At 42.1% G+C, this 15,772-nt stretch carries 17 protein-coding genes; 9 read left to right on the top strand and 8 right to left on the bottom strand.

Annotation, left to right across the window (positions count from 1 at the left end; genetic code table 11):
• The first annotated feature begins 373 nt into the window (after positions 1 to 373).
• A complete protein-coding gene (gene metH / locus AC4CU3_RS03230; RefSeq protein WP_279044051.1) occupies positions 374 to 4,060 on the top strand; it encodes a methionine synthase in 3,687 nt (1,228 codons plus the stop codon).
• Positions 4,061 to 4,504: 444 nt separating this feature from the next.
• Positions 4,505 to 4,900, top strand: a complete 396-nt coding sequence (locus AC4CU3_RS03235; RefSeq protein ID WP_279044053.1) for a hypothetical protein — start codon at positions 4,505 to 4,507, stop codon at positions 4,898 to 4,900.
• A gap of 89 nt (positions 4,901 to 4,989) precedes the next feature.
• Here AC4CU3_RS03235 and AC4CU3_RS03240 read toward each other — a convergent pair whose 3' ends face one another.
• Positions 4,990 to 5,370 (bottom strand): endonuclease domain-containing protein, encoded by a 381-nt coding sequence (locus AC4CU3_RS03240; protein WP_279044054.1) that lies wholly within the window; start codon positions 5,368 to 5,370, stop codon positions 4,990 to 4,992.
• Between the two features lie 80 nt (positions 5,371 to 5,450).
• Between AC4CU3_RS03240 and AC4CU3_RS03245 the strand changes: the two genes are divergently transcribed.
• The gene (locus AC4CU3_RS03245) at positions 5,451 to 5,654 is read left to right on the top strand and encodes an amino acid transport protein (protein WP_148826465.1); all 204 of its coding nucleotides are present in this window, start codon (positions 5,451 to 5,453) and stop codon (positions 5,652 to 5,654) included.
• Between the two features lie 2 nt (positions 5,655 to 5,656).
• Here the strand turns inward: AC4CU3_RS03245 and AC4CU3_RS03250 are convergent, their stop codons facing one another.
• Together AC4CU3_RS03250 and AC4CU3_RS03255 are read right to left on the bottom strand one after the other, a co-directional pair.
• Positions 5,657 to 6,115, bottom strand: coding sequence for a hypothetical protein (locus AC4CU3_RS03250; RefSeq protein WP_279044056.1), 459 nt, complete (start codon positions 6,113 to 6,115; stop codon positions 5,657 to 5,659).
• Between the two features lie 136 nt (positions 6,116 to 6,251).
• A complete protein-coding gene (locus AC4CU3_RS03255; RefSeq protein WP_279044058.1) occupies positions 6,252 to 7,472 on the bottom strand; it encodes an MFS transporter in 1,221 nt (406 codons plus the stop codon).
• A 104-nt stretch (positions 7,473 to 7,576) separates the two neighbouring features.
• Between AC4CU3_RS03255 and AC4CU3_RS03260 the strand changes: the two genes are divergently transcribed.
• A complete protein-coding gene (locus AC4CU3_RS03260) occupies positions 7,577 to 8,359 on the top strand; it encodes an AraC family transcriptional regulator (protein WP_279044059.1) in 783 nt (260 codons plus the stop codon).
• Positions 8,360 to 8,373: 14 nt separating this feature from the next.
• Here the strand turns inward: AC4CU3_RS03260 and def are convergent, their stop codons facing one another.
• Positions 8,374 to 8,859 (bottom strand): peptide deformylase, encoded by a 486-nt coding sequence (def, locus tag AC4CU3_RS03265; RefSeq protein ID WP_279044061.1) that lies wholly within the window; start codon positions 8,857 to 8,859, stop codon positions 8,374 to 8,376.
• Between the two features lie 213 nt (positions 8,860 to 9,072).
• Here def and AC4CU3_RS03270 point away from each other — a divergent pair, with 213 nt between their 5' ends.
• Positions 9,073 to 10,350 carry an MFS transporter gene (locus tag AC4CU3_RS03270; RefSeq protein WP_279044062.1) on the top strand — a complete coding sequence of 426 codons (1,278 nt, stop codon included), beginning with the start codon at positions 9,073 to 9,075 and terminating at the stop codon, positions 10,348 to 10,350.
• Positions 10,351 to 10,421: 71 nt separating this feature from the next.
• Here AC4CU3_RS03270 and AC4CU3_RS03275 read toward each other — a convergent pair whose 3' ends face one another.
• The 3 genes from AC4CU3_RS03275 to pnuC form a co-directional block, all read right to left on the bottom strand.
• Positions 10,422 to 10,931, bottom strand: a complete 510-nt coding sequence (locus tag AC4CU3_RS03275) for a DUF2505 family protein (RefSeq protein ID WP_279044064.1) — start codon at positions 10,929 to 10,931, stop codon at positions 10,422 to 10,424.
• 134 nt (positions 10,932 to 11,065) lie between these two features.
• Positions 11,066 to 11,335, bottom strand: coding sequence for a hypothetical protein (locus AC4CU3_RS03280; RefSeq protein WP_125281182.1), 270 nt, complete (start codon positions 11,333 to 11,335; stop codon positions 11,066 to 11,068).
• A gap of 8 nt (positions 11,336 to 11,343) precedes the next feature.
• On the bottom strand, positions 11,344 to 11,919 hold the full coding sequence (pnuC, locus tag AC4CU3_RS03285) for a nicotinamide riboside transporter PnuC (protein WP_005399896.1): 576 nt from the start codon (positions 11,917 to 11,919) through the stop codon (positions 11,344 to 11,346).
• Positions 11,920 to 12,118: 199 nt separating this feature from the next.
• Here pnuC and AC4CU3_RS03290 point away from each other — a divergent pair, with 199 nt between their 5' ends.
• From AC4CU3_RS03290 to AC4CU3_RS03300, 3 genes are read left to right on the top strand one after another with little or no spacing between them, the layout of a single operon-like run.
• Positions 12,119 to 12,916: a crotonase/enoyl-CoA hydratase family protein gene (locus AC4CU3_RS03290; RefSeq protein ID WP_279044066.1), complete on the top strand. Its 798-nt coding sequence runs from the start codon at positions 12,119 to 12,121 to the stop codon at positions 12,914 to 12,916.
• Between the two features lie 53 nt (positions 12,917 to 12,969).
• Complete coding sequence (locus AC4CU3_RS03295; RefSeq protein ID WP_279044068.1) at positions 12,970 to 13,878, top strand: alpha/beta fold hydrolase; 909 nt, start codon at positions 12,970 to 12,972, stop codon at positions 13,876 to 13,878.
• 6 nt (positions 13,879 to 13,884) lie between these two features.
• Positions 13,885 to 14,469 (top strand): TetR/AcrR family transcriptional regulator, encoded by a 585-nt coding sequence (locus AC4CU3_RS03300; protein WP_279044069.1) that lies wholly within the window; start codon positions 13,885 to 13,887, stop codon positions 14,467 to 14,469.
• Here the strand turns inward: AC4CU3_RS03300 and AC4CU3_RS03305 are convergent.
• Complete coding sequence (locus tag AC4CU3_RS03305; RefSeq protein ID WP_279044071.1) at positions 14,426 to 14,956, bottom strand: hypothetical protein; 531 nt, start codon at positions 14,954 to 14,956, stop codon at positions 14,426 to 14,428. The two genes, AC4CU3_RS03300 and AC4CU3_RS03305, sit on opposite strands and share 44 nt — an antisense overlap.
• A gap of 337 nt (positions 14,957 to 15,293) precedes the next feature.
• Here AC4CU3_RS03305 and AC4CU3_RS03310 point away from each other — a divergent pair, with 337 nt between their 5' ends.
• Entirely contained in the window at positions 15,294 to 15,740 is a 447-nt protein-coding gene (locus AC4CU3_RS03310) for a GNAT family N-acetyltransferase (protein ID WP_279044073.1), read from the top strand.
• Positions 15,741 to 15,772 lie beyond the last annotated feature (32 nt).

Raw genomic sequence — 15,772 nt, forward strand, 5'->3', positions numbered from 1 at the left:
AATTATATGACAAATGCATGTCACATGAAGCCAATTTTTTCATAATTGGCTTATTTTAGATCAGCAGTAAATCGCTTATAAGCCTTGAACGCAATGTACTGGCTCAAAATTTAACTTTTCGGTGCGGATTACGCTGAATTATTTTCTTACATTTGACTATGCTGTCTGTAACAATCTGCTCCAATCAATATTTTTCATCTCTATTTATTCTGATCTATAAACATAGCGGGTCTATATTTCACTTTCGTGAAAACCAAAGCTAAATCAGCCTTTTTTATTTGCCATATAGCCAATACCACTTGAATTAGGCATCAATCAACCTGCTTTTCTGCTAAAATATTGCACGTTTTGAAAACCTGTTTGTGAGTTTTGAATGTCTACACTTGCCACCTTAAAAGCACTTCTTGCCGAGCGCATCCTTATTATCGATGGTGCGATGGGTACCATGATTCAGCGTCACAAGCTCGAAGAAGAAGATTATCGTGGTGAACGCTTTGTAGATTGGGCTTCTGACCTCAAAGGCAACAATGACCTTTTGGTGCTAACTCAGCCACAAATTATCCAAGGCATTCATGAAGCTTACCTCGATGCAGGTGCAGACATTATTGAAACCAACAGCTTTAACGGCACACGTGTTTCAATGTCGGATTACCACATGGAAGACCTCGTTCCAGAGATCAACCGTGAAGCTGCACGTCTAGCACGTGCGGCATGTGACAAATATTCAACCCCAGATAAACCACGTTTTGTGGCAGGTGTATTGGGTCCAACATCGCGTACTTGTTCAATTTCACCCAATGTAAATGACCCTGCTTTTCGTAATATTACCTTTGATGAACTCAAAGAAAACTATATTGAAGCAACGCATGCCTTAATCGAGGGTGGTGCAGACATCCTCTTGATCGAAACTGTGTTCGACACCTTGAACTGTAAAGCTGCGATCTTTGCAGTCAAGGAAGTGTTCAAGCAACTTGGTCGTGAACTTCCACTCATGATCTCGGGCACCATTACCGATGCATCAGGTCGTACTCTTACAGGTCAAACCGCAGAAGCATTCTGGAACTCGGTGCGTCACGGCGATTTACTTTCGATTGGTTTTAACTGTGCTCTCGGTGCGGATGCCATGCGCCCACACGTAAAAACCATTGCGGATGTTGCAGATACTTTTGTTTCTGCGCATCCAAACGCTGGTTTACCGAATGCCTTCGGTGAATATGATGAAACCCCAGAGCAAACCGCAGCCTTCATCAAAGAATTTGCTGAAAGTGGTTTGATCAATATTACAGGTGGTTGCTGCGGTACGACGCCTGATCATATTCGTGCCATTTACAATGCTGTTAAAGACATTCAGCCACGTCAGATTCCTGAAACCAGACCCGCATGTCGTTTAAGTGGTTTAGAACCATTTAATATTTATGATGATTCCTTGTTTGTTAACGTGGGCGAACGTACCAACGTTACAGGCTCAAAAAAATTCCTACGTCTCATCCGTGAAGAAAAGTTTGCTGAAGCTTTAGAAGTTGCACAACAACAAGTTGAAGCTGGTGCACAAATCATCGACATTAACATGGATGAAGGGATGCTCGATTCGCAAAATGCGATGGTGCATTTCCTTAACCTTGTCGCTTCTGAACCTGATATTTCTCGTGTGCCAATCATGATTGACTCATCAAAATGGGAAATCATTGAAGCTGGTTTGAAATGCGTACAAGGTAAGCCAGTCGTCAACTCGATTTCCTTAAAAGAAGGTTATGACGAGTTTGTCGAAAAAGCGCGTTTATGCCGACAGTACGGTGCTGCAATCATTGTCATGGCCTTTGATGAAACAGGACAAGCTGATACTGCTGAACGCAAGCGTGAAATCTGTAAGCGTTCTTATGATGTTTTAGTCAATGATGTTGGCTTCCCTGCCGAAGATATTATTTTTGACCCGAACGTATTTGCTGTGGCAACAGGGATTGAAGAACACAATAACTACGGCGTAGACTTTATTGAAGCCACAGGTTGGATCAAGCAAAACCTACCGCATGCCATGATTTCTGGTGGTGTATCGAACGTTTCGTTCTCTTTCCGTGGTAACGAGCCTGTGCGTGAAGCGATTCACTCGGTATTCCTTTACCATGCCATCAAACAAGGCATGACCATGGGGATTGTGAACGCAGGTCAAATGGCGATTTATGATGACATCCCACAAGAGCTCAAAGATGCGGTTGAAGATGTTGTCCTGAACCAGAACCAAGGTGAATCTGGTCAAAATGCTACAGAAAAATTACTCGAAGTTGCTGAAAAATTCCGTGGTCATAGCGGTGCGCAACGTGAAGCAGAAAACCTTGAATGGCGCAATGAGTCTGTAGAAAAACGTCTTGAATATGCCTTAGTTAAAGGCATCACGACGTATATTGATGAAGATACTGAAGAAGCTCGCCTGAAAGCCAAACGTCCTTTAGATGTCATTGAAGGCGCTTTGATGGATGGTATGAACGTGGTCGGTGATTTGTTCGGTTCAGGCAAAATGTTCCTACCTCAAGTGGTCAAATCTGCACGTGTGATGAAACAAGCCGTAGCTTGGCTGAACCCGTACATCGAAGCCGAAAAAGGCAATGCACAATCTAAAGGCCGTGTGTTGATGGCAACGGTAAAAGGTGACGTACATGATATTGGTAAAAATATCGTGGGTGTTGTTTTGGGCTGTAATGGTTATGACATCGTTGACCTCGGCGTCATGGTGCCTGCGGAAAAAATCCTGCAAACCGCGATTGATGAAAAATGTGACATTATCGGTTTATCAGGTTTGATCACCCCATCTTTGGATGAAATGGTGTTTGTAGCCAAAGAAATGCAACGTAAAGGCTTTAATATTCCCTTGTTAATTGGTGGTGCAACCACATCGAAAGCGCATACAGCCGTTAAAATTGATCCGCAATATTCAAATGATGCGGTGATTTATGTCGCCGATGCATCGCGTGCAGTCGGTGTAGCAACCACCCTGCTCTCGAAAGAAATGCGTGGTAACTTTATTGCTGAGCATCGCGCTGAATATGCCAAGATTCGTGAACGTTTAGCCAATAAGCAGCCAAAAGCAGCCAAACTCAGCTATGCTGAATCGATTGAAAATGGCTTTAAAGTGGCTGCGAATTATGTGCCACCAATTCCAAATACGATGGGTACACACGTCCTCACCAACTACCCACTTGCAACATTGGTGGAGTATTTTGACTGGACACCATTCTTTATCTCTTGGAGTTTGGCAGGTAAATTCCCGAAAATCTTAGAAGATGAGATTGTCGGTGAAGCTGCAACGGATTTGTATAATCAAGCGCAAGCCATGCTTAAAGATGTGATCGAAAATAACCGTTTCGATGCCCGTGCTGTATTTGGTCTATACCCTGCACAACGTACAGCTGCGGATACAGTCAGCGTGTTTGATGAAACAGCGCAGAATGTCACGCATACTTTTGAACATTTGCGTCAACAGTCGGACAAAGTCACAGGTAAGCCGAATTTATCTTTAGCCGACTTTATTAGCACCTCGAAAGACAATACTGACTATCTCGGTGGTTTCACTGTGTCGATCTTTGGTGCGGAAGAATTGGCAAATGAATATAAAGCCAAAGGTGATGATTATTCTGCAATCTTGGTTCAGTCTTTAGCGGATCGTTTTGCCGAAGCTTTCGCTGAGCATTTGCATGAGCGTATTCGTAAAGAGTTCTGGGGCTATAAAGCCGATGAGACTTTGGGTAATGAAGAATTGATCAAAGAGAAGTATGTCGGTATTCGTCCTGCGCCAGGTTACCCTGCTTGCCCAGAGCATTCTGAAAAAGCAGTGTTGTTCGACTGGTTAGGTTCTGAAGAAAAAATCGGTACGAAACTGACTGAACACTTTGCGATGATGCCACCTTCTTCTGTCAGTGGTTTCTATTATTCGCACCCTGAAAGTGAATACTTCAACGTGGGTAAAATTTCTCAAGATCAGCTTGAGGATTATGCAAAACGTAAGGGTTGGACTTTGGATGAAGCTAAGCGTTGGTTAGCGCCGAATTTAGATGATTCGATTGTTTAAATCCCCCTCAATCCCCCTCAATCCCCCTTTAATAAAGGGGGAAGAAAATCAATTCGTATCAAACCAAATAAAAAAATCTCCCCTAACCCCTCTTTAAAAAGAGGGGGATGTCATGTGAGTAAATGAATTACGTGACAGCTCCTCCCTTTTCCAAAGGGAGGTTGGGTGGGATTTAAAATTTGACAAAAAATTGTAGACCAGATATTTTCAATAAAATTCAGACACTACAGACTCGCGATGAGCTGAATATTGATGAATATTAATTAAGAACACTTTTAATTAATAAGGGTTTGGTAACCGATATCAATTGGACATTTATGTAACGTAAATGTAGTAGTGCCTCTTAAATAAAAGCATGGTTTTATTAAGAGTTATATCAAATCTATGTATCCGTGAATCCATAGCCAAAACGACTTACGGCATTAAAAGCTTTAAGGAGTTTTTATGCCTGTTCGTCAGACTGCGCTTAAAGAACAAACCCTATCTCAATACAAAAATCATTCTTATGAATATTTACTACTCTCTTGGCTCTTAAGTGATGGCTGGGATGCAAGTATGCCTAGTTTGGATGTATATGCCAAAACTGATATTCAAATTTTAGATGGCCGTACTGTATATCGTATCCAAGTCAAAAGCTTATATTCTGCAGATGATAATATTGTTGTTGAAAATAAATGGGAAGATGCTGATATTGACTATGTCATATATTTCTCAAGAAATGCAGAATGGGGCTATATTGTTCCAGCATTCAAGGAAAAAAAGCGAAATTTAAAATCTCAAAATCATATTCGCTTCCATCAACATCCTACTAATTTTTTGAAAAATTTCAATAAAATCTAATTTACACTCCCTTTAAAAAAGGGAGGAATACCACGAATCTACAACCATCATAAATTTCACGGAAAGTCTCCCTTTTCAAAGGTGAGAAACTACGTTTCGCAAGAGGGGGATTCCAATCTATGTTTAGCAATCCAATAAATCTTCTCAACCACCCCATCAATCTCAGTCAAAATCTGCCTATTATCAAACCTCAGCACGTTCAACCCCAACTGCGCCAAAGCTTGATCCCTCGCCCGATCAGCCTCCAACCCTTCTGCTGTGTAATGCTGCCCACCATCACACTCAATCACCAAATTTGCAGCAGGACAATAAAAATCGACGATAAAATTGAGAATCGGCTTCTGTCTATAAAACTGTAGCCCTAAAATCTGTTTACGTCTTAATCTCTGCCATAATAGTTGTTCAGCATCAGTCATATTATTACGTAAATCACGAGATGGCTGTTTTAAGTTCTTATTGTAGGGTTGCATTACGATGCTCTTTTTTAAATATTCTTTTAAGAATCTTGGCATAATATCTAGCAGAAAATGACAATGCACGAAACATCATCATGAATTCAACCCAACTTTTCCTCGGTGTAATCTTTAGTTCAATTGGTTTAGGCTATTTTCTCTATGGCAAAAAACAAAAAATGACCGTACCCTTTGTAGTCGGTCTGGTTTTAATGGTTTTCCCTTACTTTATTGAAAGTAACGCATTACTAGATGGTATCGGCTTACTTTTATCTGCTGCTCCCTACTTTTTACGTTTTTAATCTCACTCAAAATCAAGCTGTTCTAATTGAATCTCCACCACATTCCAGTGATGCATCATCTCCCGCAGTACAATAAAGTAAACCAAACTAGAAAGACCGTCATCAGCCACTTTAGACACATAGTATTCCCTGCGCTCAACAAATGTATTAAACGCACTTTCAAGTTGCACACGGTCAAGTTGCTGCTGATCTGAAAAAAATAATGTTAAAACCTTTTGGAATAACACATCTGAAGTCACGGCAGTTTTGGGTTGGGCATATTGCATCTGAACGGACTCTAACAGCTCTTCAATCACATAAATCATTGACTCAATCGCAAGCTCATCCAACACCTCATGACGCATACTGTTTGACTGTATAAAGCTTAACCCTTGATCCAACTGTATATGCTGTCCATCCATTTCAAATGAAAGCTGATCTATGCCTAATGAAAATTTTAATACACCATTCAGATCAGTCATCGCTTCAATACTCCAAAGTCAAAGCACATAGCCCCAATGTATTTATACATAACGATAATCAAACTACCGAAATGCAATCGCGCCATCTTCGTTTGATAAGATAGCGCGATTGAAACTGAAGGTCAGCCGTATTCAGTTAGTTTGCTTGAGTCTTCGGTAAAAAGAAGGTTGCCAAACCGAGTAAAGGCAATAACGAACACACGCCAAACACCCATTCAATACCTTTGACATCAGCCAAATATCCTAAGCCTGCTGCAGCGATGCCACTCACACCGAACATTAAACCAAACATCAAACCTGCAATCATCCCTACCCGTCCCGGAACAGCTTCTTGCGCATAGACCACCATGGCAGCAAAGGCAGAGGACAGCACTAAACCTGTGACAATCGACAGCACAGTCGTCCAAAATAAATTGGCATGCGGCATCATCAAAGCAAACGGCGCCATGCCGACAAAGGACACCCAAATTACTGCTTTACGTCCAATTCGGTCTCCAATTGACCCACCGGCAAATGTACCTAAAGCCACCGCTGCCAAAAAGGCAAACAAATGCAACTGCGCACTTTGTAAACTAAGATGGAACTTATGCATTAAATAAAAAGTGAAATAATTGCTGATACTGGCAATGTAAGTAAATTTGGCAAACATCAGCACGCAAATGGTCGACAGCGCAATAACCAATTGACGCCCATGTAGTTTGCTTTGCACTTGATGTGCTTTGGCAGCCAATTGTTTTTTACTGTGGCTGATGCTCCAACGGCTGACACCAAACAGCACCCAAATCGCAAGTAAGGCAAATACAATCAACCATGCCACGGCATGCTGTCCAAACGGCACAATGATCAGCGCCGCCAATAAAGGCCCAATCGCTGTACCTGTATTGCCACCGACCTGAAAGGTCGATTGTGCTGTGCCAAAGCGCCCGCCTGAAGCCATTCGTGCCACACGTGAGGCTTCAGGGTGAAAAGTTGAAGACCCCACACCAATCAATGCTGAAGCCATAAGTAGTACGATAAAATTCGGTGAAAAGGCCAACAGTAAAATGCCACTAAAAGTCACCACCATGCCGAGTGGTAACAGATAAGGTTTCGGATGTTTGTCGGTATACAGTCCAATCCAAGGTTGCAGTAGCGATGCCGTAATTTGATACACCAATGAAATCAGTCCGACTTGCGCAAAGCTTAAGGAAAAATTGGTTTTCAGCATCGGATAAATGGCTGGCAAAACAGCTTGAATCAAGTCATTGAGCAAATGCGCTACCGCTACCGCTCCCACTACTTTTATAATCATGCCTTGCGGTTGTTCATTGATCGTAGCTTCGCCCATACCCTCTTTCATTTGAATTGAAGACGACATACCTCGCAAACTCCATGTATTTTTCATCAGGTATTGATTGTAAAATGTCATTCATAAGACTATCTTCCAATAATCATTGTATAACTGACAATTTTAAACCACACATGCCAAATTCTCTGATTCAAACCGAAATGTCCGAATTGGTGATTGGACTATCTTCTGAACACACTTATCGAGAGATTACCCCTGCGCATACACATTCGCGAGCGCAGTTTCTGTATGCTTCGACAGGGATGATTCAAGTGTTCACCCCAAACCACGTTTGGATCGTGCCACCGATGTGCGCACTATGGATTCCGACCCATGTTGAACACAGTGTGATTTCATTAAGTCGAGTTAAGCTCAATACCGCATTGGTTCAGGCCGATGCAGCTGCACTGCTGGGGCAACATTGTTTTATTATTCGGGTCAGTAAGTTATTGCATGAACTGCTCATTCGGCTCAATGCGATTGAACACATTCCACCTTCTGAGCTGATCAGTTCAGATGAATTGTCTCGATCTTTACAGATTTTAATTTTTGATGAAATTCATAAAGCCAATCTGTTGCCCATTCAAATTCCGTGGCCACAAGACAAACGCTTAATGAATATTTGCCAAGCACTATTAAGCACGCCCGATCAGTTAAAAGATTTAAGTACATGGGCCGATGAAATTGGCACCAGCTCTAGAACCTTGATGCGCATGTTTCAAAAGGAAACGAGCCTGTCTTATCGCGCATGGGTTCAACAAATGCATATTGCCCATGCCTTAAGTAAAATTGCCAGTGGTGAATCTGTCGCGCAGATTGCAAGATCTCTTGGCTATAGCAATCCGAGTGCATTTAGTACTATGTTTAAACGTCATTTGGGACAGACCCCGCAACAGTTTAAATATAAAGATGAATAAAATGACACTCGCGACTAAGCACTCAGGCGATCGACAAATAAAATACCATTTAGATGGTCGATTTCATGCTGCACTATGCGCGCAGGAAAACCTTCAAAAGTGCTTTCCATTACTTCACCAGTCAAAGTGTGATACAGCACCTTAATGCTTTGCGCACGCTGTACCTGACCGCGTTCATTCGGCACACTTAAACAGCCTTCTTCACCTAAGGTCGTTGCTTGCGAAAACTCTAAAATTTCAGGATTGACCATCACCACGGCGTCCATTTCAGGTGCATCGGGATAGCGTAAATTTGGCCGTGAAGCCACAATAATGACCCGCTTTGAAATATAGACTTGTGGTGCGGCAATGCCCACACCGCTCCGCTCCAACATGGTCGCAATCATGGCAGAAGCCAACTGCATGAGCCAGTCGCTATTAAATTCTGTATCTGCGACGCGAGCAGCTTTGAGTCTTAAAATATCTTCACCACGTTGTGCAACAGGTAAAATGACACTCATACACAAATCCTAATTTTTATACCTATTTATTCTTTTTATATCATAAGCTTTTTATCTCGCCTGCGTTATATATTTACGTTGACCATCAGATCAACTATGTGGATTCATGTATAATTTTTAGTTCAGCTCCAGTAAAGAAAGATTGATTATTCATTCAAAAAAGACTTCTTTAAAATCAAATATAAACCTTTATTCAGCTTTGGAAATATACGCATGGATGCAACACCACGTTTGACCAGAGAAGACAAACGTACCCTTGGGCTGTCATCACTCGGTGGTGCACTTGAGTTCTATGACTTTGTTATTTATGTTTTTTACGCCAAAATTATTTCTGAGTTGTTCTTTCCCGCAGGGCTCAGCCCATTTTGGGCCATGCTGAACACTTACGGTATTTTTGCCGCAGGTTACTTCTTCCGTCCACTTGGCGGTGTGGTCATGGCGCACTTTGGCGACCTCATTGGTCGTAAGCGACTCTTTAGTTTATCTATTTTGCTCATGGCTTTACCTACCCTCATGATCGGGGTTATGCCAACTTTTGAAACGATTGGTTATGCTGCACCGCTGCTTTTGCTCCTTATGCGGGTGGTACAAGGCATCGCGATTGGTGGAGAAATTCCAGCGGCATGGACCTTTGTTTCTGAGCATGTTCCATCTGAAAAAATTGGTTTTGCCAATGGCTTACTTACCGCAGGTTTGTCACTCGGCATCTTACTCGGTGCTTTAATGTCACTGTTCATTTCTCTTCAGTTTAGTGAAACATCTGTACATGATTGGGCATGGCGCATTCCCTTTATTGTGGGCGGTATTTTTGGCTTAGTGGCCTTGTATTTACGTAGTTATTTGAAAGAAACACCTGTATTCAAAGCCATGCAAGCACGTAAAGAGTTATCCAAAGAAGTGCCGGTGAAACAAGTCTTAGCCCGTCATAAAACCGCCGTGGTGATTGGTATGCTCTTGACTTGGTTCTTAACTGCTTGCGTAGTGGTCCTGATTTTAGCCATGCCAAACTTACTGACAGGTGCCTTTGGATTTGAACGTAGCGATGCTTTTCAAATGCAAAGTGCTGCGATCATCATGCAAATGCTGGGATGTATACTCGCTGGGACCTTAGCCGACCGTTTTGGTGCAGCAAAAATCCTGATTTTTGGTTCGCTCGGTGTCGCCGCTATCGCGACCATTTTCTATCACAGTTTAGGTGTAGTCAGTCCAACTACGGTGTTTGCACTGTATATGCTTTTGGGATTCTTTTCAGGCACGGTTGGGCTTGTCTCCTATAGCATGGTCAAAATGTTCCCTGCTCCGATCCGGTTTTCGGGCATTTCGTTTTCCTACAATGTCGCCTATGCCATTGCAGGAGGTATCACACTGCCTTTGGTTCAATGGCTCAGCCTCTATAGCAACATTGGCGCGATGTATTATATTTGGCTGGTCTGTTTGGTTTGCTTCTTCACAGCTTTGGTTTATCGAGCTCAATTCGAGACGAAGTACTAAAATGATAAAACCCTTCAATCGAAGGGTTTTATTTTTATATAACCTAATTTGAAAATATGATGTCAAAACCTTTAGCTTAAGGTTTCTGCATGCAGATTTTGGCGCAGTTCATCTTCCACAATATCCAGCTCGATTTTGCTAAACTTACGAATTTCGCCTTCAGCATGTTTTTCTAACATACCACCAATTAATGGCACTTTCACTTTTACCGTCCATTCCAGTTGAAAGTGAATCTGCTCATCATTACCCGATACACTACGTTGACACACAGCTTCTAAAGGTAAGTTAGGGTCTAAACGGACTTCCGAGCTGAGCACAACTAAATTGCTGACGTCGGTACGTTGTAAACGAAATGCATCTTTTAGAAATTTCTTCGCAATATCGGGAATATTGACATCCAAATTATACGCGCGCTTAAGGGTATAAATATCACCAACTTTATTCGACTCCAAAATTTCCAACTTCTCACCGGGAATACGGCGACAAACATTTTCATGTAAGCTAATATCGGCTGCGAGTCGGCGGAAGTCATCCAACGAAACACCTTTGATGGTGGCATTGACTACAAACTGATGTGCCATAGCATTAAATCCTTTATTTTTTGTTTTTGTAAACATCCATGCCCTGATCAGGACTGAAAAACTGGATCTCGTCATCCTGTAGAAGGGTCAAATATAGACGATGCTCCAGCACCGACTATACCTTGATCTAGATATCAATGTGCGCCATTCTGTATGACAATATCATCTGCAATATGAATAAAAACCACACGCTCAAAACAGGCCAAGCGAATATCAAAATGCTCGGCCCCATCATCCAGTCCTGTGACCGCCCAACTTGCACTACTGGGTAAATCCCCCAGCCAAGTGGCCTGATAAAAATCAGCAACCGAAGCAAAGTCCAAATATTGCTGTGGACTTCCTTTTAACCGTTCAATGACCGACTCAAATTGAGCCAATTGTATTTGTTTAAAATCAATCAACACTACTCAGCCTATACACTTTTCAGTTGTTGTTTATGACGTACCTGAGTCCATTGCCACCATCCAAAAGCCGCCAAGCCAACAAAGCCTGCATATAAAGCCGCGGTTAGGAACAAATCTTTATAGATAAACATACCGACATAAACAATATCGACAAATACCCACAGCACCCATGTCGCAATATGTTTACGACTGGTCCAATAAGTCGCCAACAGGCTAAACGCTGCGAGCTGGGCATCCAATAGCGGTACAGCAGCATCGGTCAAATACTTTAAGCTCAGACCAAATACTGCACCAGCCGCAGCGGCAAGCAGCATTTGCAAAATCACTTGCCGAGCTGTAATCGGTTCAATTCGAATCTCATGATCTTGTTGTTTACCTTTGAGCCAGTGATAAAAACCGTAAAAGTTCACCACCACAAAGAAAAACTGCAAAATGGTTTCGCCATACAACTTATAAGTATAAAACAAATAGGCATATAACAAGAAAGCAGCGAAGTTAAACCACCAACACCACATATTGCGCTTAATGGTCAACGTCACCCCAATTAAGCTAATGATGACTGCAAATATTTCAAGGCTAGACATGGTTCAACTGGTATTCAAAGAAGTGCTGCTATTATGAAAAAAAACTCAATAAAGGCAAGACAATTCCACTCAATCTAAACATCGATCTTTTTTCGGGGAATCGGATCAAACTATCGAGTCACAGAATGCATACGCATAAATTTTGACAGTTTTCTAACAATCGTTTAAAAACTTATAAAACGATGCAGGAATAATCAAAATGTCAGAACAACAAGGTCGTGTCAGTCGCGAAGTTCGCGGTTCGTTATTTTTAATTGGTTTAGACCGCGCAGCCAAGCGCAATGCTTTCGATAGTCATATGATTCATGACTTATCACTGGCCCTTACCGAATATGAGGAAGATCCTTCACTGCGCTGTGCTGTAATTTTTGCGCACGGAGAACACTTTACTGCTGGGCTTGATTTGGTTGAGTTGCAACCCAAACTCACTACAGGCGTTTTCGACTTTCCCGCGTCACAAATTAACCCTTGGGGCACCAGTTCCAGACCTCGCACCAAACCCGTGGTTGTGGCAGTCCAAGGCTTTTGCTTTACCGCGGGAATTGAACTAATGCTCAATGCCGATGTGGCAATTGCGGATGCCAATACACAATTTGCCCAAATGGAAGTACAGCGAGGCATTTTACCCTTTGGCGGTGCAACGGTTCGCTTTGTACAAGCGGCGGGTTGGAACAAGGCTATGCGCTATCTACTCACAGGTGACAGCTTCAATGCGCAAGTAGCTCTCGATCTCAATTTAATTACCGAGGTCGTAGAAGCATCCACACCAAACGCTGCATTAGAGCGAGCATTGGCCCTTGCAGAATCAATTGCACAAGCTGCACCACTGGCCGTTCAAGCCACACTGGCTTCTGCACAACAAGCCGTACAGCACGGTGCAGACTATGCTTTTGCACATTTACAAGAGCACCTCAGCCCGCTACTCAAAACCCAAGATGTCCAAGAAGGTGTCATGGCAATGCTACAACGCCGCCCTGCTCAGTTTAAAGGACAGTAAAATCCAGAAATCTGGAACCGACTTTAGGATTTAACAAAAAAGAAGAAATGATAATGCAAGCTACCGCCCATTTAGATTCGACTCAAATAGAGAAAAAAAATGTAAAATTTTCAGCAACCGATGGTTATGTACTTGTTGGTACACGTTATCGCTCATCTGAGCCGATCAAAGCCAACATCATTGTTGCCAGTGCAACAGGTGTACCACAGCAGTTTTATCGTCGCTTTGCCGAGTATGCAGTAGTTCTAGGTTATCAAGTCCTAACTTTTGATTATCGTGGTGTGGGACTTTCTGCACCGAAGCAACTCAAAGGTTTTAGCATGTCCTATTTGGACTGGGGGCAGCTAGACTTGTCGGCTGCCATTGACTCTATCCGCAAAGATGGCAAACCTATTTTTGTGGTTGGACACTCTTATGGAGGCCAAGCACTCGGTTTAACCCACAACCATGACCAAGTCACTGTGATGTATTGCTTTGGCACAGGTGCGGGTTGGCATGGCTATATGCCGTTTCGGGAGAAAATGAAAGTACATGTCATGTGGAATCTTATTTTCCCGCCGATGGTTGCACTAAAGGGCTATCTGCCTTGGAGTCTGCTTAAAATGGGCACCGATTTACCTGTGGATGTCTACATACAGTGGCGAAAATGGTGTAAAAATCCGACCTACTTTTTTGCAGATCCCGAGCAACAACACTTACTGGAACAGTATGCACAGGTCAAAACTCCAATCTATGCTGTTTCAGCGCTGGATGATGACTGGGCTTTACCGAACTCAAGGCATGCATTTATGCAGCATTATCGGCATGCGAACATGCATTATCGCAATATTGAAGCCAATGACTATGGCTTAAAAGAAATTGGACACATGGGATATTTCCGCCAGGGGGCCGAAGCCATCTGGGACGATATGCTGAACACTTTCGATGGCTATTTATCCTCACCAACCCCTACGGAACGTTAAAGCTCTATGCGCCCACAAAAACTGAGTAAAGAACAAATCCAGTTGCACTGCATGCAAACCTTTAAAACCCATGGTTATGCAGGCACCAGTATGGATTTATTGGCAAAGTCCTGTGGGCTCAGTAAAGCGGCATTTTATTATTATTATCCCAATAAAGAAGCTTTGGTTTTAGATATTTTGCATGTTAGCCAGCAATATTTAAACCATAAACTGTTCAGCATTTTGTGTGATACACACTTAGAGTATTACGTTCGCTTTGAACACGCGCACCAACAAGCGGTCAACTTTTTTAGTATTGGTATTCAAGGCTGCTTAGTTGGGATGCTGTCTTTGGAAATCCCACATTTATCCGAACAAATTCATCTCAAAATTCAGTCGATTTTTCAAGATTGGGAGCTGGCGTTGTTGCACTACTTTCAGCAGGTCACGCCTATTGCTCAAGCGGAGGCACTGGCTAAAATCAGTGTTGCCGATTATGAGGGCGCAATTTTAATGACACGTTTAAAACAAGATGACTTCTATTTGACTCATGTCGCAGAGCGAATTCTTAAGCAGTTATCCATGGCTGTGATGGACGTTGTAGAGGCTTAAGCGAGGAGATCAATCCCGAGTACGATGGCTTTTTTTTATGCTCGCGTCCACTACGGTCGATATGCGTATAAAACATGCCATAACGACTTACATAGTATTCAAGCGATTGATCATAGAAACTCCAAAAAATAGACCATTCATTTAAATCCATTTTGCGGATTTGCGTCTGGGTTTTCGCAGGCATTTTGACCAACAAGGTACTTTGCATCAGCATTGCATCTTCTTCAGCCGTGAGCAATATCGCTTGATCTAGAAATAGAGTCGCCACGTCATCGAACAACTCTTGTTCATAAGTATCAACTTCAATAACACGCTCAACCTGAGGTGCTCTATTGGTATGCGTTGTCATTTGAGAAGATGCTGCTCCCGATTCAACCACTTTTTTTTGTCGCTTCAGAAAACGTTGCTTTTTTTGAATTTTGACTACAATAATAGATGCTGCAACCAAAGCAATGAGTATGCAAATCATCAGTAAAAATGTCGCCATGCTCTGCTCTCGTAACAAATATTCCCTTTTAAAATACAGTATTATCGCTCAAATAAACACCAAATTAATTAAAACAGACTACGTATGAACTCAAATGCTCAATTCGATGACTTGTAATTGGGTATTGATTCTCAGACCAATTCAAGTGATTCAACACATATTCGCACAAACGTGAAAGGCATCACAATATGTGATTTTTCACTCACAAAATCACTATAAAAAATAATTAACTTAGTGCGATTGAACAACAAAGTTACATCCGTACTAACAGTAATTCAATTTAATAAATACAGTCGCTAGCATGAAATAGCTGTTTCTATAGCTCTAAGAAGAAAAGATGATACGGGCAGCCCAACTTCAGGACATTCCTGAAATTTTAAATGTCGTGCACGACAGTATTCGATCATGTATCAAAGACCACCATCGCCATGAAAGTACGATTCAAATTTGGCTAGAAAATAAAACCCAATCCAACCTGATTATGTGGATGCACTATAACGACAGCTGGGTCTATGTACTCAATCAGCACGTAGTGGGTTTTATTATGGTCAGTGATCAAGGTCGTATTTTACTCAATTATATTTCATCCGCTGAACAACAGCGCGGCATTGGAAAAGCTTTATTAGAAACTGTTATTGAACATCTTAAACGTAAAAAAATTCGCCAAATTAGTTTAGAAAGCACTCAAACGGCATGCTCTTTTTATCAAAAACATGGCTTTCAAATCCACGCTCAAGACATCCCAAATCCCAAAATGGTGGCTATGGTTAAACTCTTATGCTAAGGGTGATTAACCGAAGCATGACTCACCTAAAA

Source organism: Acinetobacter sp. 802_lipA, assembly GCF_058242885.1.